The sequence below is a fragment of the Bradyrhizobium sp. AUGA SZCCT0105 genome (assembly GCF_018129565.1).
Classification (GTDB): Bacteria; Pseudomonadota; Alphaproteobacteria; order Rhizobiales; family Xanthobacteraceae; genus Bradyrhizobium.
In genome coordinates this window covers 1-26,721 of sequence record NZ_JAFCMK010000015.1, presented here as the reverse complement: position 1 = coordinate 26,721, position 26,721 = coordinate 1, and the positions used below count along the sequence as shown (strand labels likewise).

Below are 26,721 nucleotides of genomic sequence, written 5' to 3'. Positions count from 1 at the left end.
CGCGCAGCGTCGAGCCCGGAATCCATTCAGCCGCAGCGCTTGCGGTCCGATGGATTCCGGGTTCTCGCTTCGCGAGACCCGGAATGACGAGGGAAGTTCCACCCCCGCGATGTCGCTGCTAGTCTTCCCGAAACACAGGGAGGACACCATGAAGGCAGATTTCGCCTTCAAGACTTCTGTCGTCAGCGACATCACGCCGGCGCTGCTGGCGATCGGCCGCGACAGCTTTTCGCAGGCCTTGATCGGCGCGCTGCGCCGTGTCGCCGGTGTCGGTCACTGCATGGTGTTCTCGTTCACGGGCCCGCGGTCCGCCGCGTGCCTGCTCGACGTCGGCAACATCCCGACCGGGCGCGATCTCGGGATCGCCTATTCCGAACATTTCCATCAGGCCGACCCGAACCGCGACGCGGTGTTCGAGGGCAAGGCGCAGGCCGTGCCGATCGTGCTGCCGACCTTTGCGCGCCGGATGTACGGCGACGGCTACCGCAAGATTTTCTTCGACGATTCCGACATCGTCGACAAGTTCGCCTCGGCGATCTGGACTGGCGACACCTGCTTCTACGTCAATTTCTACCAGATCACCTCACAAGGCCGCTTCGGCCGCGAGCAGATCGCGCGCCTGGCCGCGGTCGCGCCCGCGTTGACCGCAGCCGTGGCGCGGCACTTCCAGCGCGATCCGGCAGCGGACGCCGATCCGATCGCGCGGCTGAAGACCCTGTTTGCGACCGCCGAACCGCTCGTCAGACTGACCGGCCGTGAGAAGGAGGTGTGCCTCGGCATCCTTTCGGGCCTCAGCTCGGAAGCGATCGCCGCCGAGCTCGGCATCGGGCTGCACTCCGCCCTCACCTATCGCAAGCGCGCCTATGACAAGCTCGGCATCTCCTCGCAGAACGAGCTGTTCGCGATCGCACTGCGCCTGATGGCGTCGACGCGCCGGCTGAACTGAAGAGCCTGAGCGGCAACCTCCTTCTGTCCCCAACGGTGGGGACAGACCGCTAGCGCGTGCCGGCCTATGCTTGGTCCCAAACCTGAAGCCAACCTGAGATCACGTCGTGAGCACCGCTCCCCATTTCGACATCGACGTCCCCGCCTTCTGGCAGGATCCCTATCCGACGCTGGCGCGCATGCGCAAGGAGGGGCCGATCGCCTTTGTGCCGCAGCTCGGCAGCACACTGCTGTGCAATCGCGACGACATCTTCGTCTCCGAGAAGCAGATCGACGTGTTCTCATCGCACCAGCCCGAAGGGCTGATGAACAGACTGATGGGCCACAACATGATGCGCAAGGACGGCGATGCGCACATGAACGAGCGCAAGGCGATCTTCCCGGCGATCTCGCCGAAGACGGTGCGATCGCACTGGACCGCACTGTTCGCCGGACACGCGAGCCGCATTCTCGATGAATTGACGCCGGACGGCGTGGTGGATTTCGTGCAGGCCTTCGCGCTGCCGTTCTCGGCCGAATGCCTGAAATCGATCACCGGCCTCACCAATATGCGCTTCCAGGACATGAACGCGTGGTCGCAGGGCATGATCGACGGCATCGCCAACTACACCGGCGATCCCGCGATCGAGGCACGCTGCCATGCGGCGACCTCGGGTATCGACGCCGCGATCGACGACATGGTCCCCAGGCTGCGCAAGACGCCCGACCTCAGCCTGCTCGGCGTGATGCTGCAGACCGACATGCCGATGGAGAGCGTGCGCGCCAACATCAAGCTCGCGATCTCGGGGGGCCAGAACGAGCCGCGCGACGCGATCGCCGGCACGGTATGGGCGCTGCTGACCCATCCGGATCAGCTGGCGCTGGCTGTGAGCGGCGCGATTCCGTGGCTGCAGGTGTTCGAGGAATATGCGCGCTGGATCTCGCCGATCGGGATGTCGCCGCGGCGGATCGCAAAACCCTGGACGATCAGGGACGTCGCATTCGAGACCAACGAGCGCGTGTTCCTGATGTTCGGCTCGGCGAACCGCGACGAGAAGCATTTCGACAGGCCTGATGCATTCGACGTGCGCCGCGACGCCAGCAAGAGCATCGCCTTCGGCGCCGGTCCGCATTTCTGCGCGGGCGCCTGGGCCTCGCGCGCCATGGTCGCCGACGTCGCGCTGCCAGCGATCTTCGACAGGCTGAACAATCTGCGCCTGATCGCGGACAAACCGCCCCGGATCGGCGGCTGGGCGTTCCGCGGCCTGCTGGATTTGCCGGTGACGTGGGACCGGTAGGACGTAGCGCCGCCCGGATCTATGCGAGCACAGACACATCGAGACATGAAACGATCGCCCGCCGAGGCTTGCCGCGCCCCATGCGGGCGCTCCCTCGATGGGCAAATACCTGTCCTGTTGCGTTGCGACACCGTGCCGCCGCAACCGGTCGGACGGCTGTAATCAAACTGTCACGAATCCATTTCAATCCGCCGTTATTGATGAAACTGCAGTCAGTTGTGCGGTCACAAGGGATTTCAGATGAACCCGAACACCAACGGTAGCAGTCACGATACCGCCTTCCACCATGACGCCCCCGAACAGGATTCCGACGAAGGCGGCGGCATCAACAAGACGGTTGCGGTCGTCGCGGTGGTGGCTGTCGGCGCTGCCGTGTTCGAGGCTGCCTTGCTCCCGGGACTTGCACTCGGCGTTGCCGCCGTCGCGGCGCCGAAGTACCTGCCGAAGCTCGCCGGCGCCCTCAATCCGCTGTTCAAGTCCACCGTTCGTGGCACCTACAAGTTCGCTCAGAAGTCGCGCGAGATGTTTGCCGAAGCCCACGAGCAGGTGAACGACATCGTTGCGGAAGTGAAGGCAGAGAACCAGGCGCAGGAAGGCAAGGCAGCGGCTGAGGGCCGGGCTTCGTCTGCGGCCTGAACGGGCCTCGACCGGCAGATGTAAAGCGGCGAGGCGCCGATGATCGACCTTGCGGCGCCGGCGCGGCGCGCAATCGTGTTCGACAACGGCATCATTCGCGTCCCCGCGCCGGCGTTGGAACGCTGTTAGAGGAATGCGATGACCAAGATGAAGCTGCAGATTGCGCATCAGGTTCCAGGCCGGATTCGCATGAAGGTGCCGTCGGCCAGGGAGAACCCCGAGCTTCTCGAACAGATCAAGCAAACCTTCAGCGTCATTCCCGGCATCGAGGACGTCATCGTCAACCCGGCGACGGGCAGTATCGTGCTGCACTACGACACCGACCGGCACGACGAATTTCACGGCCGGCTGGAGCATCACACCGGCGGCCACTACAAGCCGCCGGCCAATGAGATCGAGGCGCTGGCAACCAAGATCGAGCAGGAAGCCGAGTACCTCGCCGAACACTCGCATACGGCCAGGGTCGTTGTCGATTTCTTCAAGGAGTTCGACAACGGGATCAAAGTCGCCACCGGAAACGTGGTCGATCTGAAGATCTTACTCGCCGCGGGCATCGCCGGCTTCACCATCTTCGAGGTCGGCGCCAATGCCGCTACGCCGGTTTGGGTCACGCTGGCGATCTTTGCCCTCAACCACATGATCCAGGCCAACATGGCCGCCGCGGAGCAGGCGGATCCGGCAGGCGCGACGGCCTGACCCGCCAGGGGCGAGAGCGCAAATTCATGGACTTCAGTTTCTGCCACTCCATGCCAGGGCGCATTCGTCTGAGCATTCCCGCGCTCGGGCAAAACCGCAAGCTGGGCGAGATCTGCCTCGGGTGGCTGCGGGTACAGGACGGCATCAGGACCGCGCGGATCAACTACGACTGCGCGAGCCTCGTGCTGGAATACGATCCGGCTCACGAGCAACGGCTGCTCGCGCTGCTGAACGGCTTCAGGAGCATGAGCCTGGCCGACGTCAAGGCGCTCTGCGCCAGCGCCGCGCAGGACGCGGGCGCGCCACGCGCCAGCGTGCCGGAAGTGTCCAAGCGCTCGCCGCTGGCACTGCCGACGCTATCGCTGTTCATGGCCTTCAGCGCCAATCCGGTGATCGCGGCGGTCAACATGCCGCTAATGCTCTGGAATGCGATCCCGATCGCCAAGCGCGCCTGGAAGGTGTGGGCGAACGAGAGCCGGCTGAACATCGACGTCCTCGACACGCTCGCAATCACAGCCTCGGTGCTGCAGGGCAACCCGCTGGCCGGCTGCATCGTCACCTGGCTGATCAAGCTCGGCGACTGGATTCGCGACCTGACCGCTGCGGGCTCGCGGCGGGCGATCAACGAGTTGCTCGAATTCCAGTCGAAGACGGCCTGGCTGCTGCGCGACGGCGAGGTGGTGTCGATCCCGGCTGCCGAGCTGCAGAACGGCGACATCGTCGTGGTGTATCCCGGCGAGATGATCCCGGTCGACGGCGAGATCATCGACGGCTCCGCCACCATCGACCAGAAGACGATCACCGGCGAGGGCCTGCCAGTGCATCGCGGCAAGGGCGAGGCGGCCTTCGCCGCCACGGTGATCCGCGAGGGCCAGATCACGTTGCGTGCGCTGCGCGTCGGAACCGCGACCACCGCCGGCCAGATCGTGCGGTTGATCGAATCCGCGCCGATCGGCGACACCCGCATGCAGAACCATGCCGAACGCTTCGCCGACCGGCTCGTGACCCCGACCTTGGCGCTCGCCACCGGCACCGCCATGGTCTCGGGCGACTTCAATCGCTTCCTCTCGCTTGTCATCGTCGACTACGGCACCGGCATCCGCGTCGCCGCGCCCACCTCGGTGCTGTCCTCGATGACGCTGGCCGCCCGCACCGGCATGATCATCAAGAGCGGCGGCCACATGGAGAAGCTCGCCGGGATCGACACCATGGTGTTCGACAAGACCGGCACCCTCACCCACGGCACGCCCGCCGTCATCGACGTGATCTCCTACCAGAACTCGATCACGCCGAACCACCTGCTCGGGCTCGCCGCGGCCGCCGAAACCAAGCTGCAGCATCCGGTCGCGGAAGCGCTGCGCACGCGGGCCCGGCAGCTCGCGGTGAACATCCCGCCCTGCCACGAGACCACCTACCGCCTCGGCCTCGGCGTCGAGGGCCAGGTCAACGGCTACTACGTCCATGTCGGCAACCAGCGCTTCATGCGCCAGAGCGAGATCGCGGTCGACGCCTCGGCGCTCGATCGCGCAGCGCTCGACGAGCGCGGCTATTCGAGCCTCTACATCGCCGTGGACGGCAAGCTCGCTGGCCTCGTGCCCTACTCCGACGAGATCCGCGAGGAGAGCCGTTCGGTGATCCAGCGGCTGCATGCGCTGGGCGTCAAGAACAGCATCATGCTGACCGGCGACAATGCGGTGGTGGCGCGCGCCGTCTGCGAGAATCTCGGGCTCACCGAGCACTTCGCGGACATGCTGCCGGCCGACAAGGCTGATGTCATCCAGCAGCTACAACGCCAGGGACGCAGGGTCGCGATGGTCGGCGACGGCATCAACGATTCTCCCGCGCTCAGCTTCGCCGACGTCGGCATCGCGATGAAGCATGGTGCCGAGGTCACGCACGAATCCGCCGACGTCATCCTGATGGAAGACTCGCTCTGGAAGCTCGTCAAGGCGGTCGAGATCTCGCAAGGCGCCGTCAGCCTCATCAAGCAGAACTATGCCATCGTCGCCGCGCTCAACACGCTGGCGCTTGGCCTTGCCCTGCCCGGCGGCCTGATCACGCCCGAGGTCACCGCGCTCATCAGCAATGGCTCGGCGATCCTGGCGAGCTTCAACGGCATACGGCCAATCTTGCGCTATCAATGAGCCAGGATCTCACCCAGCTCGCAGTTCTTCCTCCCGGCGATCACGCCGCGCTACAAGCCGCCGTCAAGACGCTGGAGAGCTCCAACCTCGCGGCAAGGATCGCCGACTATGCCGGCGTCCCGGTCAATCGCGTTCTCAACCTGCTGCCGAAGGCCGCCAACCGCCAGCTCAGCGGGCTGGTGCGCACGGCGGTCATGAAGGGGCTGGAAGTTGCCGTCGACACGCTCGACGAGAAGCCGCCGCCATCACCAGCGGTGACCTTCTCATCGTTTCTCGCCGGGGTGACCGGAGGCGTGAGCGGCCTGTTCGGCTTCGGTGCGCTCGCGGTCGAGCTTCCGCTGACGACGACATTGATGCTGCGCGCGATTGCCGAGATCGCGCGGCACCAGGGCGAGGATCTCTCCAGGATCGAGGCAAGGCTCGCCTGTCTCGAAGTCTTCGCCTACGGCACCAAGCGAACCGACGAGAATGTCGACATTGGCTACTACGCCGCTCGCGCGCTGATCAGCAAATACACCAGCGACGCGGCGGCCTATATCCTGGAGCGCGGCGCGGTGGATGCTTCCGCCCCCGTGATCTCCAATCTGGTCAGCGAGATCGTCTCGAGGTTCGGGCTGGTGGTCTCGGACAAGGCCGCGGCAGGCGCGGTACCGATCATCGGCGCAGCGTTCGGCGCGACCGTCAACGTCATCTTCATGGACCATTTCCAGAAGATCGCGAAGGGACACTTCACCGTGCGCCGGCTGGAACGGGTCCATGGCAGCGCCGACGTTCGGCAACATTATGCGGCGATCGCGGCGAGGCTCGCGCCACGCCGCGGCGTCGTGACGGCATGAGGCGTTTGGCAGCAATTGGACATCGGCTCCGTGCTTCCGGTTGAGGACACCAGGCTGCGCGACCTTCGCCGCATGCGGGCGCTCGCCACGGCCCTGCTCGTGTTCATGCTGCTGGTTTTTCTGGCGACCTCGATGGCGCAACCGCACTGGCCGTGGCTGGCCTATCCGCGCGCCTTCGCCGAAGCCGGCATGATCGGCGCCTGCGCCGACTGGTTCGCCGTCGTCGCACTGTTTCGGCATCCGCTCGGCATCCCGATTCCGCACACCGCGATCGTGCCGCAGAGCAAGCAGCGCATCGCGGTGGCGCTGGGCCGCTTCATTGCCAACAACTTCCTGTCGCCTCGCGTGATCGGCGATCGCATCCGCGACGTCGATATCGCCGGCTGGGCGGTGCACTGGATCGAGCGGCCGTCGCATGCCCGCAGCGCCGCGCAACGCACGGTCTCGGCGGCGCATCAGGCCCTGCAGGCCACGCCGAGCGCCGACCTCAACGCCTTTCTGACCCGCCGCACCCGGCAGGGGATCGCGGCGGTTCCGGCGGCTCCGCTCGCCTCGCGCGTGCTGGCGCTGTTGTGGGCGCATGGTGACGCGCAGGCCCTCGTCGAGCGCATGATCACATCGGCAAGCACAGCGCTCGCCAACAACAAGGAAACCATCCGCAAGAAGGTCTCGCAGCGCTCCTACCGGTTCGTGCCGAAATGGGTCGATGGCATGGTGGCCGACCGCGTCATCTCCGGCATCGGCCAGACGCTCGACGAGATGCGCGAGCCGAACCACCCCTGGCGGATCGAACTCAAGGCCGAGATCGAGCGTCTGATCGACCGGCTCGCCACCGATCCCGACTACCTCGCCAAGGGGGAGGAACTGAAGCAGCAGATGCTCGACAATCCCGCGGTGATCCGGCAGATCGACGCGATGTGGCAGGCCATCGAGGCGCGGCTGAACTCCGCGGCGACCTCGGCCGCGATCGCGGACGCCATCGAAACCGCGCTGATCTCGGTTGCCGCACGGGTCCGTGACGATGCCGACATGCGCGATCGCATCAACCGCTGGCTTCGCGTCGCCGCATTGCGGGCCGTTGCATCGCGACGCCAGGAGATCGCGGCCTTCATCCGCAAGGTGGTCGAGAACTGGGACACCGAAACGCTGATCATGCGGATCGAATTGCAGGTCGGCCGCGACCTGCAATTCATCCGGATCAACGGGACCGTCGTCGGAGGGCTCGTCGGCCTGCTGATCTTCTCCGTCTCGCGCTGGCTTTAGGTCAGGGAAAACGAATTCGCAGCAGCGGCAACTGCTGGAGCCTGTCGAGCAGGCGCACCATTTGGCTTGCGGCCAGGCTGAGGCAGCCGAGCATGAAGTGGCGGCGGGTCAAGCCGCGCCCGAGATCCGCGAATTCCAGGCGCTGGAGACGCGGTTCGGGCGGCGCGTGCGTACGCAGGGCGGGGAGCGTCGTCATAGGCATCAGCCGATCGGAATGCGGATTTCCGGCGCCGTGGTCATCTGCTCGATCGTCTTGTCGAACGACAGGCAATCCGGGTTCTCACCCGGCATCCGGCGCAGCGTCTCGGCGAACTGCTCCTGCTCCAGCAGGAACGAGCGGCCGTCACGCAGGCGGGCATAGGCCGCCCAGGGAACGAATTTGGTGAACGGAAACGGGAATCCCTCGCGCGGCGACACGTCGATGTTCAGGCCGGAGACGAACAGCACGTTCTTGGCCTGAAACGCCGGCTCACGCAGAATGCTCCGATAGGTGCGATCGAACTCGGCCTGGGTGACGAAGCGGGCGGCATCCAATGCGGGATGCGGCGACGTCACCAGCGCCGGCATCACAGGCGCGAGCGCGGCCTCGAGAATGTCATGGCCCTCGGGACCTTCGGCCGGCGCACGGCGGAAGTGAAACAGATCGGGTGACAGCGCCGTGCCGATCGGCGCCGGTGTTTCGCGAAAGCAGGCTTCGCCGAGCCGTTCGCGGATCGCTGGGCCCGCACGAAAGACCTTCGACGTGGCCAGCACGCTCAGCGGCTGAAGCGGCGTCTCGACCATGCGATCGAGCCACAGAAAGAGACCTTCGCTGCGGTAAAAGGTTCCGAAATGCTGGGCCAGCAGCATGACCGGATAGCCCTGGCTCTCATCGGAGCAAAAGGCGCGCGATGGCAGCATGTGCTGCCGCTCAAAGCCGAGCGACCGGCAGTAATTGTAGAGCCGCGGAACGAAATGGCCGTAGCGCATCGCAAAACGACCAACCCGGAAGGTTTCGATCATCCCGCTGCCGCCCGACCGCTCCGACCAATCCAGAGTGCACGCGGAGCACGTTCCCCGCTTCCCTTAACCGACGGGAACGGTAGATGCCCTTGTTGACGGTTATGTGAACATAACAGCCGGGTGGCGCGCTCAGCGCCCCCAGCGCAGCACGACCGGATCGAGCGTGCGCGCGATCTCGATCAGGCCTGCGCGCGTGGCCGGATGCAGCGGTTGCAACGGGTGCCGCACCGCGTCCGACTTGATGACACCGCCCTCGCGCATCAGCACCTTGCAGGCCTGCAGCCCGCATTGGCGGTTCTCGTAGTTGATCAGCGGCAGCCAGCGCGCATAGGCCTGCACGGCCTCGTCGCGGCGGCCGGCGAAGAACAGATCCATGATCTGGCGGATGCCGTCGGGGTAGCCGCCGCCGGTCATCGCACCGGTGGCGCCGGCATCGAGATCGGCCATCAGCGTGATTGCCTCCTCGCCGTCCCACGGCCCCTCGATCACGCTGCCGCCCTTCTCGATCAGGCCGCGCAGCTTGTTGGCGGCCATCGGCACCTCGATCTTGAAATACCTGACATTGGCGAGCTCTTTCGCCATCCGCGCCAGAAAGTCCACCGAGAGCGGCGTGCCCGCGACCGGCGCATCCTGAATCATGATCGGAATGTTGATGGCATCCGACACCACCCGATAAAACTCGTAGATGCCCGGCTCACCGACGCGGAAGGTCGCGCCGTGATAGGGCGGCATGATCATCACCATCGCAGCACCCGCGGCCTCCGCCTCGCGGCTGCGCGCGGCGCACACTGCCGAGGAGAAATGCGTGGTGGTGACGATCACGGGAATGCGGCCTGCGACGTGCTCCAGCACAGCATGCATCACGGTCTCGCGCTCGGCATCGGTCAGCACGAACTGCTCGGAGAAGTTGGCGAGGATGCAGATGCCGTGCGAGCCGGCATCGATCATGAAATCGATGCAGCGCCGCTGTCCGTCGAGGTCGAGGTTGCCGCTGGCGTCGAAGATGGTCGGCGCCACCGGGAAGACGCCGCGATAGGGACGCTGTGCCGAGATCGTCATGTCAAATCCTCCCTCGTGAACTGTCGCAGCTTGATCCGTCACACCTTGCGGAACGGCAGCGGCGGACCTTCGAGCCTGCGCAGGCCCGGCTCGCGCCGCTCCAGCCACCAACCATACTGCTTCGGCCAGGACGCGAACACCTCGCCGCCTCCGCCGCCAAGCGCAAGCTCGGCATGCAGCGGCCAGTTCGGATCGAACAGCGCCTCGCGGCCGATCGCAATCAGATCGGCCTGGCCGCCCGCCAGGACATCTTCCGCCTGCTGCGGATGCAGAATCAGGCCGACGGCGATGGTGGCGACCTCGGCGGCGCGACGGATTTCCTCCGCATAAGGCACCTGGAAGCCATAGCCGCGCGGAATCCGCGCTGCGGTTGCCGAGCCGAGCAGGCCGCCCGACGAACAATCAATGAGATCGGCGCCGCGCGCCTTGGCTTCGCGCGCGAATGCGACCTGATCCTCGAGCGTCAGGCCGCCTTCGACACCATCGACCGAGGAGATGCGCACCGCCAGCGGCCGCTCCGCGGGCCAGGCGGCGCGCACGGTCTCGATGATTTCGAGCGGATAGCGCATCCGCCCGGCGCGGTCGCCGCCATAGGCATCGCTGCGGCGGTTCGACAATGGCGAGAGGAATTCGTGCAGGAGATAGCCATGCGCGCAATGCACTTCGACGAATTCGAAGCCGGCCTCCACCGCGCGCAAGGTGGCGCGCCGCCATTGCTCGCGCAACGCGGCGAGCTCGGCCACATCGAGGGCGTGCGGCATCAGCCAGCCTTCCTCCATCGGGATTGCGCTCGGCGCCACGGTGCGCCACGGCAGATCGCCGCGGGCGCGGTCGGCTTCGTCGAGTGCGGCATTGCCGTACCAGGGGCGCTGCATGCTGGCCTTGCGGCCGGCATGCGCGAGCTGGATCGAGGGCACCGCGCCGTTGTCCTTCAGGAACGCGGCGATGCGTTCGAGCGGCGCGATCTGCTCGTCGTTCCAGATACCGACATCGCCATGGGTGATGCGTCCCTCGGCGGTGACCGCCGCGGCTTCGACCATCACGAGCCCGGCGCCGCCCTGGGCGAACTTGCCGAGATGCACGAGGTGCCAGTCATTGGCGAGACCGTCGGTTGCCGAATACTGGCACATCGGTGAAATCAGGATGCGGTTTCGGGAGGTCACGCCGCGAAGCGTGATCGGCTGAAACAGAAACGGCTGCGACATCGGGTCCTGCGGGAACGTGGTGGCGGGAGAAAATCGTGGCCGAAAACTAGGCGGCGCGCGAGCTGATCGCAAGCCGCACTGTGGCGCAGGCGGCAGGACCAGCGCGCATGCAGCGCGTGCACGGCGGCGCGGTCCGCAAAACCCGCAACACTTGCCGCACGAATTTTCCCCGGTTGGTAAACATTTTCCGTCATCGCCGGGTCACGCCACGGATCGCAATTCGCGCCTGATATGCCTACATTGCCGACATGAAAAAAATCGGATTCCTGTCGTTCGGGCACTGGACGCCCTCCCCGCAATCCCAGGCCCGCTCGGCCGCGGATGTGCTGCTGCAATCGATCGACCTCGCGGTCGCCGCCGAAGAGCTCGGCGCGGACGGCGCGTATTTTCGGGTCCATCACTTCGCCCGCCAGCTGGCCTCGCCCTTCCCGCTGCTGGCGGCGGTCGGCGCCAAGACCAGCCGGATCGAAATCGGCACCGCCGTGATCGACATGCGCTACGAAAATCCGCTCTACATGATCGAGGACGCCGGCGCGGCCGACCTGATCGCGCGGGGACGCCTGCAACTCGGCATCAGCCGCGGCTCGCCCGAACAGGTGATCGATGGCTGGCGCTATTTCGGCTATCAGCCCGGCGAAGGCGAGACCGACGCCGACATGGGCCGCCGTCACGCCGAGATCTTCCTCGATATGCTGCGCGGACAAGGTTTTGCGCAGCCGAATCCGCGGCCGATGTTTCCCAATCCGCCCGGCATGTTGCGGCTCGAACCGCTCTCGGAAGGCTTGCGCGAGCGCATCTGGTGGGGCGCCGGTTCGAACGCCACCGCGGTCTGGGCAGCAAAGCTCGGAATGAACCTGCAGAGCTCGACGCTGAAGAGCGACGAGACCGGAGAGGCCTTCCATATCCAGCAGGCCGCGCAGATCCGGGCCTACCGCGCCGCATGGAAGGAGGCCGGCCACACCCGCGAGCCGCGGGTCTCGGTCAGCCGCAGCATCTTCGCACTGGTCGACGACCGCGACCGCGCCTATTTCGGCAACGGGCAGGAGGAAGACCAGATCGGCTTCATCGACGAGCGGACGCGCGCGATCTTCGGCCGCGGCTACGCCGCCGAGCCGGAGAAACTGATCGAGCAGCTCAAGACGGACGAGGCGATCGCGGAGGCCGACACCCTGCTGCTGACGGTCCCCAATCAACTCGGCGTCGCCTACAACGCGCATGTGATCGAGAGCATCTTGACTCACGTCGCGCCCGCCATGGGATGGCGCTGATCACCCCCGAAGGATGACGCAACCTCGGCCACTTGCCGGCCGCTCTCGCATTCCGGCGGAACTCCGTTCTCAAACGCGGAGAACTACGGAAACATAACTGCGCCTTGTGAGAAGAACAGGTCGAGTACAGTGCGTTAGGCGCGGACGTTGCGTGAACAGACCGCCGTAATATCCCGGAATCATCGCGCGAGGCCGGTTTGTGGATTTGCCCAGGTCAGGAATCCCGATCGCGATTGCGGCGCGTGAGATCGAGGCGATCGACATGCTCATCAATCCGCCGGTTCAGTTCCTGATCCTCGCTCGAATTCCTGCCGCGACGGGCGCGAACGACAAATGCGCATCCGATCACAACAATCGCAAACAGCCCGTAGTACCACCATTCCATACATTGATCTCAAATGAACGCTCGCGGTTACGAGCGGAAGGGTCATCGTTCGGGCCCGCCGCGATGCACCGGTCTTGGTGCATAAAAAGGATTAACCAGGCAGGTTGCCGGATTCCCCGCAGCGCTGGCCTGGCACTCCTTCATCGACATGAAGATACAATCCATTCGATCGCCGACCAGTTCCCCGTAAACACGCATGCAGACCGGGTAGCGAGGATCATACATTTGTGCCGATGCCGGCTTCGTCGTGCAAAGCGCGCCCAGCGCGAGCAGCAGCGCTCCAAGCAACCTCACGTCGAGTCTCCGGCTATTGTCGAGAAATACATTGTCTCGCCGACAAGACCGTCCCGCGCTATTTAGCTTTGGGGCTGGAGCGGGCGAAGGGAATCGAACCCTCGTATGCAGCTTGGGAAGCTGCCGTTCTACCATTGAACTACGCCCGCGATCTCAATTGCTTGAGGTCGACCTTATGGGTGCGACCGCCGGACCATAGCCCGGGCCGAGGCAGAGGATCAAGCGTGCATTGACACCGATCATAGCAGCGCCACCCGCTACCAGCCTATCCTCACAAGCACGTCATTGATCACAAAGGGCGCAGCGGCGGATGCGTCGCAGCTTCCGCCGCGTGCATAGATGCAGGCATCGCTGAAGCCGACGCGGGCGCAGCTTTGCCGAGAAAAATCCGCCGGCAGATCGCCTGCGGCCTCGGGCCGCGCAAGAATGCGATTGAAGGCCGGCTTGGTTGCCCGCAGCAGCAGCGGCGGCAGGATCAGCTCGGCGAGCGGATCGGCGGACTGCAGCGCATAGAGCGGCACCGGGCCGACCAATCGTTCCCGCCCCGGCAACTGCTGGAAGCGAACGTCATAAAGCGCAAGGCCGCACATCTGCGGATCGCTGCGCAGCTCAGCCGCGAGCCGCGCAGCACCGACGCCGCGCGTCCAGTACTCGCGCATATCTTCGCTGGCGCCGGCCAGCGCCACCGACAGCAGCGCCCAGCCGCCGAGGACGATCGGCAATGCCCAGCGGCGCCACGCAACCTTCGTGCGCAGCCATTGGACCCAATCGGCCGATCCCAGCGCCGCGACGATGGTGAGCAGCACCACCGACAGGAAGATGAAGCGGTATTCCTTGTGCGCGATCAGGCTGTGGAAGACGAGGTTGACCAGCGCCACGGTCGCGAGCAGCGGTGCGTGCCGCCAGCCGCGCCAGATCGCAGCAAGCGGGAGCAGGATCGCCACCGACCACACGGTCATGAAGTCGATCAGATAGGCCGACGGCGGCGACACGCCGAATTCGATGGCGCGATCGTGGACAAGGTTTTCCCTGATATTGGCGATCAGCCACGCGAACGGCACGCTGCCATGCGCAAGGTCGATCGCGGCGGCGAGCAGAAGCGCAACCAGCCCGCCGGCGACCAGCGGAACCAGGTTTCGCCAGCGCGTCCAGCACGCCCCGAGGGCAAGCACGGCGATGGCCGGCGCAAACTGGAAGCGGCAGACAAAGGCGAAGGCGAGCAAGGCGCCGCCGATCGCGAGACGCCGCGGTGACGGACGATCGGTGACCAGCAGCGCCGCCGGAACGATGAGCGCCGTCGCCAGCGGCTCGCCCAATGTGTGTGGCGCGAGCATGATCAATTCGAACCAGACCGCGGCCGCGAAGGCCGTGACGACGGCATGGGTTCGCGAGACCCGCGCGCCAAGCAGCCAGGCGCTGACCACGATCGACAGCGACGCGCATGCGGCGATCAGGCGCGGCACCAGGAACGCACCCGCGCCGGCAGGCGCAATCGCATCGCCGAGGGCAACCGGCCCGGCCATCAATGTCGGCAGGAACCAGCCGCGAATGCCGTCGCGCCATTCCCACGTCAAAATGCCGTCATGGCCGAGCATCCGCCACGCCGGCTCGAGATACTGAAAGGTCTCGTCGGGATAGATCACGTTGGGCCAGACGGCGGCCGCAAGGCGCAACACCAACGCCAGCAGCAGCAACGCAAAGAGCGGGTGAACACGCCCGCTCGCGCGCGCGGCCATGCCTGCGCTGCCGGGCGCGGCTTCGGCGCTCGTGCTCGTCATCGTTCCGCCGATCGTCTTTTGCAGCAGCATGCCGGCGACCAGATAGCGGGCAAAGCCTTTAAGATGCGTGACCGGAGGATGCGTGACTGGACGTTGGCGGGGTCACACAGCACCGGCCGCGACATGCTTAATCAATCGTCAAGATTCCGGACGCGCCGGACCGCGGCGATGTTATGCTCGCATGTGGGGGCGTCATGGCGGGGCGTGGGTACACCATTTTCGACACGGCAATCGGCCGGTGCGGCATCGCATGGGGGCGAAGGCGGCGTGGCCGGTGTGCAGCTTCCCGAGCTCCGCGAAATCGAAACCCGCAAACGGCTGTTCCGGCACTACCCTGACGCGCGCGAGATGCGGCCCCCCGAGGAGATCGAGGTCGCGATCGAGGGCATTGCAGCGATCTTGCGCGGCGGCGATGCCGATCTCACAGGCGTTGCGCTCGACATGAGCGGCATCCCGGCCTTCAACCAGCGCGTCTACCAGACCGTCCGCAATATTCCCCGCGGCGAGACCCGGACCTATGACGAGGTGGCGGGCGCCCTGCGCACGTCCGGCGCGGTCTATTCGGTGGCGCAGGCGCTCGGCCGCAATCCCTTCATGATCATCGTGCCCTGCCACCGCGTGCTCGAGGCGGGCCACTATGCCGACCGGATCTCGCCGAACGGCGGCAGCGTCTCCAAGCGGCGACTGCTCTCGATCGAAGGCGCCCAGCCGACCATCAGCAAGACCCTGTTCGACGTGCTGCTGCCCGTTGCGCGGCCCCGACCGCAAGCCTAGATCTGGGGTATGACCCGGACCACGCTGTTGCAGCGCGATCGCATCACGGTGAACGAGTTTCGCTGCACGGCGGAGCCCGGCGACAAGCCGTTCGTCGAGCAGTTCGCCTGCCACTCCGTGTCCTATGTGCGCAGCGGCAGCTTTGGCTGCCATTGCCGCGGCCGTTTCCATGAGCTGGTGGCAGGCTCGATCCTGGTCGGCCATCCCGGCGACGAATACACCTGCACGCACGACCATGTGGTCGGCGACGAATGCCTGTCGTTCTTCCTCGACCCGGAGCTCGTCGAGACGATCGGCGACCGCACCTCGGTCTGGCAGGTCGGCTCGGTGCCGCCGCTGCCGGAATTGATGGTGATCGGGGAGCTCGCCCAAACGGCGGCAACTGGCAACAGCGACGTCGGCCTCGACGAGATCGGCCATCTCCTCGCCAGCCGCCTTGTCGAGCTGGTGTCCGACCGCAAGGCGAAGCCCCTCACCGCCGGCCTGCGCGACCGCCGCCGTGCCGTTGAAGCGGCGCTGTGGATCGACGCCAATTCGCACCATCAGATCGATCTCGACGATGCCGCGGAGCAGGCTGGCTTAAGCACCTTCCATTTCCTGCGGCTGTTCTCCGCGGTGCTCGGGGTGACCCCGCATCAATATCTCGTGCGTTCGCGGCTGCGGCATGCGGCGCGGCGGCTGGTGGACGACAACAGCCCGGTCACCGATATCGCCTATGACGTCGGCTTCGGCGATCTCTCCAATTTCGTGCGCAGCTTCCACCGCGCCGCCGGCGCCTCGCCACTGAAATTCCGCCAGGCCTCCCGCGGCGACCGCAAGATTTTCCAAGAACGTCTCGCGCTGCAATAGCTAGGTTCGCTCCGGTCCGCGCGTCGATCGACGCGCCCAACGACTGGAGACCCCATCATGTACGACCACATCGGATTGCGCGTCGCCGACCTCGACGCCAGCGTGCGTTTCTACACCGCGGTGCTGGCGCCGCTTGGCTTCGTGCTGTGCTCGCGCGACGACAGCGGTGCGGGCTTCGGCCCCAAGGGCGAACCCGCGCTCTGGCTGCATCTGCACAAGGGCAAGGCGCAAGGCGGCGCCCACATCGCGTTCCGCGCCCCGAACCATGACGCGATCAAGACATTCCACAGCGAAGGCGTGAAGGCCGGCGGCAAGGACAACGGCGCGGCTGGCCATCGCAAGGACTACAGCCCGACCTACTACGCGGCGTTCCTGCTCGACCCCGACGGCAACAATGTCGAGGCGGTGTCTACCTAGCGCATGCCACAAACTCCGCCGTCATTGCGAGCGGAGCGAAGCAATCCATTGCGCCGCATGTGAGGAGGCATGGATTGCTTCGTCGCTACGCTCCTCGCAATGACGACGCATCTGAAACCAACAAGGACTTAACGATGGCTTCCATTCACAAGGATATCCCGATCGACGCGCCGGCCGATCATGTCTGGGACGCACTGCGCGATTTCGGCGCGCTGCATACGCGGCTGGTGCCAGGCTTCGTCACCGACACGCAACGCGACGGCGACGTCCGCACCGTCAACTTCGCCAACGGCACCGTGGCGCGCGAGACGCTGGTCGATTGCGACGACACGCGACGTCGGCTGGTCTATGCAATCACCAGCGAGCGGGTGAAGCAGCATTCCGCCTCGGTGCAGGTGTTTGCCGAGGGCGATACGCGCTGCCGGGTGGTGTGGATCGCCGATGTGCTGCCGCACGAGATCGCGCCCTACATGGACGCGCAGATGGACCTCGGCGCGGCGGCGATGCAGGCCGCACAGGCCAAATCGGCCAAGGAGAAGAACGCGGCGTGAATCCTGTAGGCCGCGCCCAAACTGTGACCGTCACCCTGAGGTGGATGCTTCTTCAGCGGCCCTCCAGCGACAAAGGCGAAGCCTTTGCGCGGGGATGACGATGTGTGATTGTAGCGAGCCGCCTCCCCACGCCGTCGTCCTGGCGAAAGCCAGGACCCATAACCACCGAATTCGATTGAGAGTGCGATAGTGGCCCCAGCGTCGCACAACAACAAGCGGTTGGGGTAATGGGTCCTGGCTTTCGCCAGGACGACGCTGAATACATTCACATTCTCTCAGGACGACGGTGTGAGAGCCCAGACGGCCCTTTCAGCGATTCAAGACAACGCCGGCCGCACTTCCGCGACCGGTGCAGATCTGCCCCAGCGCGTCAGGATCACGCTGAGGCAGGAGAGCACGCCGAGCACGCCCATCGACGCGGCGGCGAGTGCGAAGAAGTCTTGCGCACTCGCCTCATGGGTCGACAGCCACCAGCCGCCGGCGCCGATGAAGATCAACCGCGCGGTCTGCGCCAGCACCGGACCCAGCACCTTCGCAGCACCTTGCGAGGAGAAATACATCGACATTGCGAGGCCGATGAAAGCGTACATCGGCGCGGCGGTCGAGAGGTACTGATGGCTGGTCGCCCGCACATGCGGATCGTTGGTGAAGAGGTTGACCCAAAGATCGGGGAAGACGGCGATGAAGCTGCCGACCACACCGACCGCGAGGAACGACAGCGTGCCCGCGGTCCAGGCGATGCGCCGCGCCCGCGCGACGCGTTCGGCCCCGACGGCCATGCCGATCATCGGCACCGAGGCGATGCCGACCGCGAACGCCACCGAGGTCAGCATGAATTCGAGCCGCGCGCCGATGCCGTAGCCGGCGAGCACCGCGGTGCCGAACTGCGCCAGCATGTGGGTGAAGATCGAGATCGTCAAAACCGATTGCAGCGGCGAGAAGCAGGAGATTGCGCCGACCTTGAGGATGTCGATGAACATCGCCCATTGCACGCGCAACCCCCTGAGTTTCGGCTTCACACGGGCGCGGCCCGAGAACAGATACCAGCCCATCACGCTGATGCTGATCGAATAGGCGATCAGCGACCCCGCCGCGACGCCGCGCATGCCGAATTGCGGCACCGGCCCGAGGCCGAGCCCAAGCGTGCCGCCGAGAATGATCTGGCACACCGCCGAGGACAGGATCATGGTCGACGGCAGCTTCATGTTGCCGGTGCCGCGCAGGATGCCGGCCATCGTGTTCATCAGCCAGGGCAGGATCGCGCCACCGAAGAAGATCTGCGAATAGGCGATCGCCTGCGCCAGCACATTGCCGCGGCCGCCGAGCAATTCGAGCAGGCGCGGACCGAAGGTCAGCATGCCAAGCATGAAGGTAAGACCAAACGTCAGGCCGATCAGCAGCGCATGCATTGCAAGTGTCGAAGCGCGCTCGATCTCGCCGGCGCCGAGCGCGCGCGCGATCGCGGATGCGACACCGCCGCCCATCGCGCCACCGGACATCGTCATGGTGAGGATCACGCAGGGAAACAGCAGCGCCATCGCCGCGAGCGACTCGACGCCGAGCCGGCCGATATAGGAGGTCTCCGCGATGACGACGCAGGTGCCGGCGGAGAGCGCGATCACGTTCGGCCATGCCAGCCACAACAGCGTGCGCAAAATCGGCCCGTCGAGCAGCGCGTTGCGCGCCGGCCTGGTCACCGGCGGCGGCAGCGGCCGTTCTTGTTCGTCGACAGGTATTTCGGCGAGGCCGAGGTCGGACATTTCTACTCCCACGCGCGATCTGGGGAGCCGCGCCATGGTGTTTCCCTACCATGGCGAACGCGGATTCCACGTGCGCGGGACGCAAGGGGGGCCTGCGTGATTGCAGGTGAACCTCTGATCTAGCCGATCGACCAGACGAACGACGCACCGGCAGCGCCATTCGGCTTCAGATGCACCGGAATATGCCGTCCGCAGCCAGCCGCGAGCCCTTCGAACAAGCCTGTCAGGACGCTGGCGCAGGCCGGGTGATAATCGGCCACGTCGGCCATCAGCTTCCAGCCCTGCTGGCGGATCTCGAACTGGCCCTCGGACTCGCTGATTTCAGCGACATCATCCTGCGACTCGAAGAGCGCACGCAGGAATGCGGCAAATTCCGCGGCACGGCCACGACGGCCATCGAGCGCCTCGGCGACTTCGTCGTAATACTGCATGCCAATGAGCTTGCCGGTGAGATGCAGCAGATAGCTCGCATCCTCGGGGCCGAACACCTGCACGATGACCGGCGCGGCGGTCTTCACATATTCCATCGCATAGTTGCGATAGGCCTTTTCCAGCCGCGGCTTCGGCCAGCTGTCGACCGGCAAAGCCGGCGCGGTTCTGGGATCGAACAGCGGCGCCTCGAGGTGGCGCGCGAACACCAGTCGCTGGTCGAGCTCGAGCGGATGATCGTATTCGCAGTAATAGCCCTCGAGCCCGTCCTGGCCGTCGACACTCTGCTTGGTGCAGACGAAGCCGAGCCTGAGATCGCCAAGCGCGACGCCATTGTTGGCGTGCCAGCCGCGCAGCATCGCGCGCGAGACCTCGCCGGGCACGCCGCAGATCGCCGTGCCCTTCCAGATCCAGCGCGGCGGCGGATAGCGGATCCAGGCCTTGCGGTCGGTCTCGTACATGTATTCGACATGCACGCCGCCGATCCAGTTGGAGAGATAGTGATATTGCGCGGCCGCGACCGCAGGCGGCAGCCCGTCGAGGCCGAGCTTCTTCAAGCCGGGCAGGAAGCGCTCCTGCTGCTGGCGGCGAAACACGCGGAAGACGAACTCGGCGGCGTCAGCGGTGCCGCGCCGCGTGACGACGGTGAGGATCAGCCCGGTGAAGAAGGCGTGATAGAGATCGGCGACGCTGCGCCACTTCCGCCACTGCGCTTCTTGCGCGCTTTCGCCTGCAGTCATGTTCGCTCCCTGGCTCTTGTTGGCGAGGTCGAGCTCGCATGCGCGATCGTAGCCCGGATGCAGCGAAGCGCAATCCGGGGCAGCTCGATCCGCGTATGCACCGTCCCGGATTTCGCTGCCGCTTCATCCGGGCTACGGAATTACACGCGCGCGAAACGGAATTACACGCGAAAATGCTTCGAGAGCTTCAGACCCTGCGCCTGGTAGTTCGAGCCGATGCGCTGGCCGTAGAGCGCGTCGGGACGCTCGAGCATGCGTTCGTAGACGAGGCGGCCGACGATCTGGCCATGCTCGAGAATGAACGGCACCTCGCGCGAGCGCACTTCCAGCACGGCGCGCGCGCCCTTGCCGCCGGCACCGGCATAGCCGAAGCCGGGATCGAAGAAGCCGGCATAGTGGACACGGAATTCGCCGACCAGCGGATCGAACGGCACCATCTCAGCGGCGTAGTCCGGCGGCACCTGCACGGCCTCTTTCGACGCCAGGATGTAGAACTCGCCGGGATCGAGGATGAGGCTGCCGTCGGGCCGCGCCTTGATCGGCTCCCAGAACTCCTCGACCGAGTAGCCGCCGCGGCGATCGACATCGACCACGCCGGTGTGGCGCTTGGCGCGATAGCCGACGAAGCCGCCCGAGTTCTCGCCGGACAGATCGACCGACAGCGCGACGCCGTGGGTAAGGTCGGCATTGTCGGCATCGACCAGCCGCTCGGCAGCATGCAGCGCGTCGAGCTCGTCGGCAGTCAAGGTCGCCTCGCCGATCCGGAAACGGACCTGGCTGAGCCGCGAGCCCTCGCGCAGCAGCACGGGAAACGTCTTCGGGCTGATCTCGGCATAGAGCGGGCCGTGATAGCCGGCACCGATCATGTCGAAACGGCGGGTGCCGTCGGCGATCACGCGGGTGAACACGTCGAGCCGTCCGGTCGAGCTCTTCGGGTTGGCCGCGGCGACGATCTCCGGCGGCAGCGCGAGGCTCTCCAGCAGCGGCACGATGTAGACGCAATTGGTCTCCAGCACCGCGCCGTCGGACAGATCGATCTCGTGCAGCTTGAGCTGGTCGATCCGCTCGGCGACGGTGGCACCGGGCCCCGGCAGGAAGCTGGCGCGGACGCGGTAGGCGATGTCGCCGAGGCGCAGATCGAGGCTCGCCGGCTGGATCTGGCTCTCGACAAAGTCGTAGGCGGGCAGGATGAGGCCAGCCTCCGCCATCTCCGCGATCATGCGGTCGGGCAGGATTCCGTTGGATTCATCTTCCAGCGTGAACGACACGGCACGGTCCCTCAAGATGGCCCAAAATCATACTCTGAGCGGCCACCAAGCCCCAAATTATGGGCTTTTACGGGTTATCCGATGACCGTCTTGACGGAAAGGGCGCGAGGGAATATCAGCTGCACTTATCCCGTGGTGATTTGAGCCGGCCGGCTTGCAGCCACGTTAAATAAGTCGCTAAACAGGCCGGGGACAGTGTGATCCCGGCTTGTGGAGGTTTCTCCAGGCCGGTTTTTTTGTGGCCAGTTTCCGAGGGAAATGGCCACTTCGGAGGTCACATGTCTGAATCCAAGTCTTCTGAATCCAAGTCTACCGCCCGCTACCGTCCCGAAACCCGCCTCGTCCATGGCGGTACGCTGCGCTCGCAATTCGGGGAGACGTCGGAGGCGCTGTTTCTCACCCAGGGCTATGTCTACGACACCGCCGAGCAATGCGAGGCGCGCTTCAAGGGCCAGGATCCCGGCTTCATCTATTCGCGCTATTCCAATCCGACCATTGCGATGTTCGAGCGCCGCATGATCGAGCTCGAGGGCGCGGAAGCCGCGCGCTCGACCGCGACCGGCATGGCCGCGGTAACGACCGCGATCCTCGCGCCGCTGAAGGCCGGCGACCACGTGGTGGCGTCGAAGGCGCTGTTCGGCTCCTGCCTCTACGTCGTGCAGGACCTGCTGCCGCGCTACGGCATCGAGACGACGCTGGTCGACGGCCTCGATCTCGACCAATGGCAGCGCGCCTTGCGGCCGAACACCAAAACCTTCTTCCTGGAGAGCCCGACCAATCCGACGCTCGACGTGCTCGACATCGGCGCGATCGCCAAGATCGCGCATAGCGGCGGCGCCCGGCTGATCGTCGACAATGTGTTCGCGACGCCGATCTGGCAGAGCCCGCTGTCGCTCGGCGCCGACGTCGTGGTCTATTCCGCGACCAAGCATATCGACGGCCAGGGCCGCTGCCTCGGCGGCGTCATCCTGTCGTCGGAGGCCTTCATCGCCGAGCACATCCATAATTTCATGCGCCAGACCGGCCCGTCGCTGTCGCCGTTCAACGCCTGGGTGCTGTTGAAGGGACTCGAGACGCTCGGCATCCGCGTCCGCGCGCAGACCGAGAACGCGGCGAAGATCGCCGAGGCGCTGGCCAACCATCCGAAGATCACACGGCTGGTCTATCCCGGCCGCCCCGATCATCCGCAGGCCGAGACTGTGAAGAAGCAGATGGGCGCCGGATCGACGCTGGTCGGCTTCGAGGTGAAGGACGGCAAGGCCGGCGCGTTCCGCTGCCTCAACGCGCTGAAGATCTCGCGCATCTCCAACAATCTCGGCGATGCCAAGAGCCTGGTGACGCATCCCGCGACCACGACGCATCAGCGCCTGGCGCAGGAGGCCCGCGCCGAACTCGGCATCAGCGAAGGTTTTATTCGCTTCTCGGCGGGGCTCGAGCACCCCGACGATTTGATCGAGGACTTTGAGCGCGCGCTCGAGCAGGTTTGAGGCGAACACGCGTCGCGGCCGGGCTAACCCGGCCACGATGGCTTCTCTTGAGAACTACGTCGCAGCCGTCGTCACGCCGCCGTCGACCACGATGGTCTGGCCGGTCATGAAGGTCGAGGCATCGGAAGCAAGATAGGCCACCGCGCCCGCGATCTCGTCGGGCTCGCCGATGCGGCGGAGCGGTGTCGATGCGGTGCGGCGCTTCAGATTGTCCGGATCCTCCCACAGCGCGCGGGCGAAATCGGTCTTCACCAGGCCCGGCGCCACGCAATTGACGCGCACGCCCTTCGGGCCCCATTCGCCGGCGAGGCTGCGGCACAGCGCGAAGTCCGCCGCCTTGGAGATGCCGTAGGCGCCGATCACGGTCGAGCCGCGCAGGCCGCCGATCGAGGAGATGATCACGACCGAGCCCTTGCCGCGTTCGGCCATCTGCGGGATCGCCAGCGCGGAAAGCCAGATGTTGCTCTTGACGTTGGAGCCCATGATCTTGTCGAAGGCCTCGTCCGTGATGTCGAGCAGCGGGCCGTAATAGGGATTCACCGCAGCGTTGCAGACCAGGATGTCGATCTTGCCGTAGTGCTTGATCGTGCCGGAGATCAGCCCCTCGACCTCCGCGCGGCGCGCGATGTTGCAGGGGATGACGAGCGCATCGCCGCCGGCCTTCTTGATGCCATCGGCGACCTCCTGGCAGGCATCCGCCTTCCGCGAGGAGATCACGACCTTGGCCCCGAGTTTTGCGAGCAACTCCGCGGAGGAGCGGCCGATGCCACGGCTCGAGCCGGTGACGACCGCAACCTGGCCGGTGAGATCGAACGGGGTGTTTTTCATTGTTGTTTCCTCCAAGGCGTCATTCCGGGGCTCGCGAAGCGAGAACCCGGAATCCATCGAGCCGCATGGTTCGTGGTGGAATGGATTCCGGGCTCAGCCCTTCGGGCTGCCCCGGAATGACGGATGAGAGCTACGCCAACAGCCCGCCGCCCTCGCTGACGCGACGGAGGTGATAGTCGGTGTCGCCGAGCGTGTTCTCGATCATGGTCAGCCGCTTGAAGTAGTGGCCGATCTTGGCTTCCATGGTCATGCCGATGCCGCCATGAAGCTGGATCGACTGCTGGCCGACGAACTTCAAGGATTTGCCGACCTGCACCTTGGCGGCCGCGACCGCGGACGAGCGCTCCTTGGCATCGCTGAAGTCCGACGCCATGGTCGCGAACATCGACATGCTGCGGGCCTGCTCCAGCGCCACGAACATGTCGGCGGCGCGGTGCTGTAGGCTCTGGAACGAGCCGATCGCAACACCGAACTGCTTGCGGGTCTTGATGTACTCGACGGTCTCCTTCAGCGACTCGTCCATCGCGCCGACGGCTTCCGCGCACAGCGCAATGCGGGCTTCGTCCGCCACGCGCTCGATCAGGGGCAGGCCGTTCTCGGGATCGCCGATCGCAGCATCCGCACCCACCTCGACATTGGTGAAGGTGATGTCGGCCGCGTGCAGGCCGTCCTGGGTCGGATAGCCCTTTTTGGTGACGCCCTTGGCGTCCGCCGGAACCAGGAACACGCCGATGCCAGACTTGTCGCGCTGGCCGCCCTTGGTGCGCGCGGTCACGATCAGCGTGTCGGCGTTCTCGCCGTTCAGCACGACGAACTTCTCGCCGTCGATCACCCAACCGTCGCCCTTCTTCTTGGCCGTGGTCACGACGTCAAACAGGTCGTAGCGCGAGTTCTTCTCGAGCTGCGCAAAGCCGAAGGTCTTGCTGCCGTCAATGATGCCCGGGATGTACTTGGCCTTCTGCTCGGCCGAGCCGCCATGGCGCAGGAAGCCGCCGGCGACCACGACGGTGGCGAGATACGGCTCGACCACCAGCGCCTTGCCGAGCGCTTCCATCACGATCATGGTCTCGACCGCGCCGGCGCCGAAGCCGCCATCGGTCTCCGCGAAGGGCAGACCAAGCAGGCCCTGCTCGGCGAGCTTGCCCCAGAGCGCTTGGCTCCAGCCGCCCTTCTCCTTCATGTACTTCTTGCGCGCATCGAAGTCGTAGGCATCAGCCAGCAACCCGTCGACGCTTTCCTTGAGAAGCCGCTGCTCCTCGGACAGATCAAAATCCATGTTCGTTTCCTATTGTCAAAGTGCTGATGCCATCCGCGGCGTCATTCCGGGATGGCCTGAAGGGCCAGGCCCGGAATCCATACTCACGATGGTGGTTATGGATTCCGGGCTCTTCGCTACGCGAAGCCCCGGAATGACGATAATGGTGAGGCCTACAGCCCCAGCACCGCCTTGCTGATGATGTTGCGCTGGATCTCGTTGGAGCCGCCGTAAATCGAAACCTTGCGGTTGTTGAAGTAGCTCGGCGCGATCTGCGCGGTCCAATCCATGCTCTCGTTCGAGCCGGCGTCGCCGTGCTCGTCATAGGGCGCGGCGAACGGACCGATGATCTCCATCAGAAGCTCGGTGGTGGTCTGCTGGATTTCGGAGCCCTTGATCTTGAGCACCGAGGAAGCCGGATTGGGCTTGCCCTTGCCGTGCTTGCCTTCGTCGGCGACGACGCGAAGCTGGGTCAGCTCGAGCGCCTTCAGCTCGATCTCGCAGGCCGTGAGCTTCTCGCGGAACGACGGATCCTCGATCACCGGACGGCCGCCGGACTCGACCTTGGAGGCCAGCGCGCGGATGCGGCGCAGCCGCTCCTTCGACACGCCGACCCGGGCGATGCCGGTGCGCTCATTGCCGAGCAGGAATTTGGCGTAATCCCAGCCCTTGTTCTCCTCGCCGATCAGGTTCTCGTAAGGCACCTCGACGTCGTCGAAGAACACCTCGTTGACCTCGTGGCCACCGTCGATGGTCTGGATCGGGCGCACGGTGACGCCCTTCGACTTCATGCTGAACACGATGAAGGAGATGCCCATCTGCTTCTTCGCGTTGTTGTCGGTACGGCAGAGGCAGAAGATCATGTCGGCGTGCTGGGCGAGCGTGGTCCAGGTCTTCTGGCCGTTGATGATCCACTTGTCGCCACGGCGCTCGGCCTTGGTCTTCAGCGAGGCAAGATCCGAACCCGAGCCCGGCTCCGAGAAGCCCTGGCACCACCAGTCGTCGACATTGGCGATGCGCGGCAGATATTCCTTCTTCTGCTTCTCATTGCCGAACGTGTAGATGACCGGGCCGACCATGCTGACGCCGAAGGCGAGCGGCTGCGGCGCGGGATAGGACTGCAGCTCCTCGTTGAAGATGTAGTGCTGCACGGTGGTCCAGCCGGTGCCGCCATATTCCTTCGGCCAGTGGGTGACGCCCCAGCCCTTCTTGTTAAGGATGCGCCACCAGGTGACCATCTCGTCCTTCGACAGGTGGCGGCCTTCCTGCAGCTTGCGCCGGGTCTCCGGCGGCACGTTGTTCTTGAAGAACTCCCGTACCTCCTCGCGAAACGCTATCTCTTCCTTGGTGAAAGCGAGATCCATCGGATCCTCCTTTTTGAAGTTCAACTTCCTCGTCATTCTCGATGTCGTCCCGGCGAAAGCCGGGACCCATAACCACCGGCCGTCGGGATTGGCAGAGCCGGCTGCCACTGTGCCTCTTACATAGGCCGCAGCGTATGGGTCCCTGTGTCTTGGAAGTCTGTCATGATGGGGTGGGCGGGAAGCCGTTGGGTCCTTGGCGCTTGACGCCGTG

The 26,721-nt window shown here is 65.3% G+C and carries 24 protein-coding genes, 1 tRNA gene, 1 pseudogene and 1 riboswitch; of the genes and pseudogenes, 13 read left to right on the top strand and 13 right to left on the bottom strand.

Annotated elements, in window-relative coordinates; translation table 11 throughout:
- Positions 1 to 148: 148 nt before the first annotated feature.
- The 7 genes from JQ573_RS37070 (at position 149) to JQ573_RS37040 (ending at position 7,797) form a co-directional block, all read left to right on the top strand.
- Entirely contained in the window at positions 149 to 946 is a 798-nt protein-coding gene (locus tag JQ573_RS37070) for a helix-turn-helix transcriptional regulator (RefSeq protein WP_212319797.1), read from the top strand.
- Between the two features lie 106 nt (positions 947 to 1,052).
- Positions 1,053 to 2,222 (top strand): cytochrome P450, encoded by a 1,170-nt coding sequence (locus JQ573_RS37065; protein WP_212319795.1) that lies wholly within the window; start codon positions 1,053 to 1,055, stop codon positions 2,220 to 2,222.
- Positions 2,223 to 2,462: 240 nt separating this feature from the next.
- Positions 2,463 to 2,858 (top strand): DUF5132 domain-containing protein, encoded by a 396-nt coding sequence (locus JQ573_RS37060; protein WP_212319793.1) that lies wholly within the window; start codon positions 2,463 to 2,465, stop codon positions 2,856 to 2,858.
- A 138-nt stretch (positions 2,859 to 2,996) separates the two neighbouring features.
- Positions 2,997 to 3,554: an HMA2 domain-containing protein gene (locus JQ573_RS37055; protein ID WP_212319791.1), complete on the top strand. Its 558-nt coding sequence runs from the start codon at positions 2,997 to 2,999 to the stop codon at positions 3,552 to 3,554.
- A 26-nt stretch (positions 3,555 to 3,580) separates the two neighbouring features.
- Positions 3,581 to 5,698: a heavy metal translocating P-type ATPase gene (locus JQ573_RS37050; RefSeq protein ID WP_212319790.1), complete on the top strand. Its 2,118-nt coding sequence runs from the start codon at positions 3,581 to 3,583 to the stop codon at positions 5,696 to 5,698.
- Positions 5,695 to 6,534: an EcsC family protein gene (locus tag JQ573_RS37045; RefSeq protein WP_212319788.1), complete on the top strand. Its 840-nt coding sequence runs from the start codon at positions 5,695 to 5,697 to the stop codon at positions 6,532 to 6,534. Before JQ573_RS37050 ends, JQ573_RS37045 begins: the two co-directional genes overlap by 4 nt.
- 30 nt (positions 6,535 to 6,564) lie before the next feature.
- Positions 6,565 to 7,797: a DUF445 domain-containing protein gene (locus JQ573_RS37040; RefSeq protein ID WP_212319786.1), complete on the top strand. Its 1,233-nt coding sequence runs from the start codon at positions 6,565 to 6,567 to the stop codon at positions 7,795 to 7,797.
- A 1-nt stretch (position 7,798) separates the two neighbouring features.
- On the opposite strand, the gene JQ573_RS37035 is transcribed toward JQ573_RS37040, so the two are convergent.
- The 4 genes from JQ573_RS37035 to JQ573_RS37020 all read right to left on the bottom strand — a co-directional run bounded on the left by JQ573_RS37035 (position 7,799) and on the right by JQ573_RS37020 (position 11,063).
- Positions 7,799 to 7,993, bottom strand: coding sequence for a hypothetical protein (locus tag JQ573_RS37035; protein WP_212319784.1), 195 nt, complete (start codon positions 7,991 to 7,993; stop codon positions 7,799 to 7,801).
- Between the two features lie 5 nt (positions 7,994 to 7,998).
- A complete protein-coding gene (locus tag JQ573_RS37030; protein WP_212319782.1) occupies positions 7,999 to 8,799 on the bottom strand; it encodes a hypothetical protein in 801 nt (266 codons plus the stop codon).
- 129 nt (positions 8,800 to 8,928) lie between these two features.
- Positions 8,929 to 9,858 carry a dihydrodipicolinate synthase family protein gene (locus JQ573_RS37025; protein ID WP_212319780.1) on the bottom strand — a complete coding sequence of 310 codons (930 nt, stop codon included), beginning with the start codon at positions 9,856 to 9,858 and terminating at the stop codon, positions 8,929 to 8,931.
- 38 nt (positions 9,859 to 9,896) lie between these two features.
- Positions 9,897 to 11,063 (bottom strand): NADH:flavin oxidoreductase/NADH oxidase, encoded by a 1,167-nt coding sequence (locus JQ573_RS37020; RefSeq protein WP_212319778.1) that lies wholly within the window; start codon positions 11,061 to 11,063, stop codon positions 9,897 to 9,899.
- Between the two features lie 248 nt (positions 11,064 to 11,311).
- Here JQ573_RS37020 and JQ573_RS37015 point away from each other — a divergent pair, with 248 nt between their 5' ends.
- A complete protein-coding gene (locus tag JQ573_RS37015; protein ID WP_212319776.1) occupies positions 11,312 to 12,331 on the top strand; it encodes an LLM class flavin-dependent oxidoreductase in 1,020 nt (339 codons plus the stop codon).
- Positions 12,332 to 12,758: 427 nt separating this feature from the next.
- On the opposite strand, the gene JQ573_RS40960 is transcribed toward JQ573_RS37015, so the two are convergent.
- The 3 genes from JQ573_RS40960 to JQ573_RS37000 all read right to left on the bottom strand — a co-directional run bounded on the left by JQ573_RS40960 (position 12,759) and on the right by JQ573_RS37000 (position 14,818).
- Complete coding sequence (locus tag JQ573_RS40960; protein WP_212319774.1) at positions 12,759 to 13,010, bottom strand: DUF3551 domain-containing protein; 252 nt, start codon at positions 13,008 to 13,010, stop codon at positions 12,759 to 12,761.
- Between the two features lie 75 nt (positions 13,011 to 13,085).
- Positions 13,086 to 13,159, bottom strand: a tRNA-Gly gene (locus tag JQ573_RS37005).
- A gap of 108 nt (positions 13,160 to 13,267) precedes the next feature.
- Complete coding sequence (locus JQ573_RS37000) at positions 13,268 to 14,818, bottom strand: 4-amino-4-deoxy-L-arabinose transferase (RefSeq protein WP_212319772.1); 1,551 nt, start codon at positions 14,816 to 14,818, stop codon at positions 13,268 to 13,270.
- A 164-nt stretch (positions 14,819 to 14,982) separates the two neighbouring features.
- On the opposite strand from JQ573_RS37000, the pseudogene JQ573_RS36995 reads away from it, so the two are divergent.
- From JQ573_RS36995 to JQ573_RS36980, 4 genes and pseudogenes are all read left to right on the top strand, one after another.
- Positions 14,983 to 15,562: pseudogene (locus JQ573_RS36995) on the top strand (methylated-DNA--[protein]-cysteine S-methyltransferase).
- Positions 15,563 to 15,571: 9 nt separating this feature from the next.
- Positions 15,572 to 16,411, top strand: coding sequence for an AraC family transcriptional regulator (locus tag JQ573_RS36990; RefSeq protein ID WP_212319770.1), 840 nt, complete (start codon positions 15,572 to 15,574; stop codon positions 16,409 to 16,411).
- A gap of 57 nt (positions 16,412 to 16,468) precedes the next feature.
- A complete protein-coding gene (locus JQ573_RS36985) occupies positions 16,469 to 16,828 on the top strand; it encodes a VOC family protein (RefSeq protein WP_212319768.1) in 360 nt (119 codons plus the stop codon).
- A 134-nt stretch (positions 16,829 to 16,962) separates the two neighbouring features.
- Positions 16,963 to 17,379, top strand: a complete 417-nt coding sequence (locus tag JQ573_RS36980; protein ID WP_212319766.1) for an SRPBCC family protein — start codon at positions 16,963 to 16,965, stop codon at positions 17,377 to 17,379.
- 317 nt (positions 17,380 to 17,696) lie between these two features.
- Here the strand turns inward: JQ573_RS36980 and JQ573_RS36975 are convergent, their stop codons facing one another.
- The 3 genes from JQ573_RS36975 to JQ573_RS36965 form a co-directional block, all read right to left on the bottom strand.
- Positions 17,697 to 19,139 (bottom strand): MATE family efflux transporter, encoded by a 1,443-nt coding sequence (locus JQ573_RS36975; RefSeq protein WP_212319764.1) that lies wholly within the window; start codon positions 19,137 to 19,139, stop codon positions 17,697 to 17,699.
- 119 nt (positions 19,140 to 19,258) lie between these two features.
- The gene (locus JQ573_RS36970; protein ID WP_212319762.1) at positions 19,259 to 20,308 is read right to left on the bottom strand and encodes a hypothetical protein; all 1,050 of its coding nucleotides are present in this window, start codon (positions 20,306 to 20,308) and stop codon (positions 19,259 to 19,261) included.
- Between the two features lie 161 nt (positions 20,309 to 20,469).
- Positions 20,470 to 21,576, bottom strand: a complete 1,107-nt coding sequence (locus JQ573_RS36965) for a 2'-deoxycytidine 5'-triphosphate deaminase (protein ID WP_212319760.1) — start codon at positions 21,574 to 21,576, stop codon at positions 20,470 to 20,472.
- Positions 21,577 to 21,698: 122 nt separating this feature from the next.
- Positions 21,699 to 21,778: riboswitch (SAM riboswitch) on the top strand.
- 76 nt (positions 21,779 to 21,854) lie between these two features.
- Here JQ573_RS36965 and JQ573_RS36960 point away from each other — a divergent pair.
- Positions 21,855 to 23,063 carry an O-succinylhomoserine sulfhydrylase gene (locus JQ573_RS36960; RefSeq protein ID WP_212319758.1) on the top strand — a complete coding sequence of 403 codons (1,209 nt, stop codon included), beginning with the start codon at positions 21,855 to 21,857 and terminating at the stop codon, positions 23,061 to 23,063.
- Positions 23,064 to 23,117: 54 nt separating this feature from the next.
- Here the strand turns inward: JQ573_RS36960 and JQ573_RS36955 are convergent, their stop codons facing one another.
- The 3 genes from JQ573_RS36955 to pimC all read right to left on the bottom strand — a co-directional run bounded on the left by JQ573_RS36955 (position 23,118) and on the right by pimC (position 26,510).
- Positions 23,118 to 23,891, bottom strand: coding sequence for an SDR family NAD(P)-dependent oxidoreductase (locus JQ573_RS36955; RefSeq protein WP_092119436.1), 774 nt, complete (start codon positions 23,889 to 23,891; stop codon positions 23,118 to 23,120).
- Between the two features lie 130 nt (positions 23,892 to 24,021).
- Positions 24,022 to 25,167 (bottom strand): pimeloyl-CoA dehydrogenase small subunit, encoded by a 1,146-nt coding sequence (pimD, locus tag JQ573_RS36950; protein WP_212319756.1) that lies wholly within the window; start codon positions 25,165 to 25,167, stop codon positions 24,022 to 24,024.
- A gap of 152 nt (positions 25,168 to 25,319) precedes the next feature.
- Positions 25,320 to 26,510, bottom strand: a complete 1,191-nt coding sequence (gene pimC, locus JQ573_RS36945) for a pimeloyl-CoA dehydrogenase large subunit (protein WP_212319754.1) — start codon at positions 26,508 to 26,510, stop codon at positions 25,320 to 25,322.
- Between the last annotated feature and the right edge of the window lie 211 nt (positions 26,511 to 26,721).

What these genes read in the sequence shown, in the direction of transcription:
- JQ573_RS37070 (WP_212319797.1), top strand. Translation starts at nt 149, where the DNA reads ATGAAGGCAGATTTCGCCTTCAAGACTTCTGTCGTCAGCGACATCACG.
- JQ573_RS37060 (WP_212319793.1), top strand. Translation starts at nt 2,463, where the DNA reads ATGAACCCGAACACCAACGGTAGCAGTCACGATACCGCCTTCCACCAT.
- JQ573_RS37055 (WP_212319791.1), top strand. Translation starts at nt 2,997, where the DNA reads ATGACCAAGATGAAGCTGCAGATTGCGCATCAGGTTCCAGGCCGGATT.
- JQ573_RS37050 (WP_212319790.1), top strand. Translation starts at nt 3,581, where the DNA reads ATGGACTTCAGTTTCTGCCACTCCATGCCAGGGCGCATTCGTCTGAGC.
- JQ573_RS37045 (WP_212319788.1), top strand. Translation starts at nt 5,695, where the DNA reads ATGAGCCAGGATCTCACCCAGCTCGCAGTTCTTCCTCCCGGCGATCAC.
- JQ573_RS37035 (WP_212319784.1), bottom strand. Translation starts at nt 7,993, where the DNA reads ATGACGACGCTCCCCGCCCTGCGTACGCACGCGCCGCCCGAACCGCGT.
- JQ573_RS37030 (WP_212319782.1), bottom strand. Translation starts at nt 8,799, where the DNA reads ATGATCGAAACCTTCCGGGTTGGTCGTTTTGCGATGCGCTACGGCCAT.
- JQ573_RS37025 (WP_212319780.1), bottom strand. Translation starts at nt 9,858, where the DNA reads ATGACGATCTCGGCACAGCGTCCCTATCGCGGCGTCTTCCCGGTGGCG.
- JQ573_RS37020 (WP_212319778.1), bottom strand. Translation starts at nt 11,063, where the DNA reads ATGTCGCAGCCGTTTCTGTTTCAGCCGATCACGCTTCGCGGCGTGACC.
- JQ573_RS37015 (WP_212319776.1), top strand. Translation starts at nt 11,312, where the DNA reads ATGAAAAAAATCGGATTCCTGTCGTTCGGGCACTGGACGCCCTCCCCG.
- JQ573_RS37000 (WP_212319772.1), bottom strand. Translation starts at nt 14,818, where the DNA reads ATGCTGCTGCAAAAGACGATCGGCGGAACGATGACGAGCACGAGCGCC.
- JQ573_RS36990 (WP_212319770.1), top strand. Translation starts at nt 15,572, where the DNA reads ATGACCCGGACCACGCTGTTGCAGCGCGATCGCATCACGGTGAACGAG.
- JQ573_RS36985 (WP_212319768.1), top strand. Translation starts at nt 16,469, where the DNA reads ATGTACGACCACATCGGATTGCGCGTCGCCGACCTCGACGCCAGCGTG.
- JQ573_RS36980 (WP_212319766.1), top strand. Translation starts at nt 16,963, where the DNA reads ATGGCTTCCATTCACAAGGATATCCCGATCGACGCGCCGGCCGATCAT.
- JQ573_RS36975 (WP_212319764.1), bottom strand. Translation starts at nt 19,139, where the DNA reads ATGTCCGACCTCGGCCTCGCCGAAATACCTGTCGACGAACAAGAACGG.
- JQ573_RS36970 (WP_212319762.1), bottom strand. Translation starts at nt 20,308, where the DNA reads ATGACTGCAGGCGAAAGCGCGCAAGAAGCGCAGTGGCGGAAGTGGCGC.
- JQ573_RS36960 (WP_212319758.1), top strand. Translation starts at nt 21,855, where the DNA reads ATGTCTGAATCCAAGTCTTCTGAATCCAAGTCTACCGCCCGCTACCGT.
- JQ573_RS36955 (WP_092119436.1), bottom strand. Translation starts at nt 23,891, where the DNA reads ATGAAAAACACCCCGTTCGATCTCACCGGCCAGGTTGCGGTCGTCACC.
- pimD (WP_212319756.1), bottom strand. Translation starts at nt 25,167, where the DNA reads ATGGATTTTGATCTGTCCGAGGAGCAGCGGCTTCTCAAGGAAAGCGTC.
- pimC (WP_212319754.1), bottom strand. Translation starts at nt 26,510, where the DNA reads ATGGATCTCGCTTTCACCAAGGAAGAGATAGCGTTTCGCGAGGAGGTA.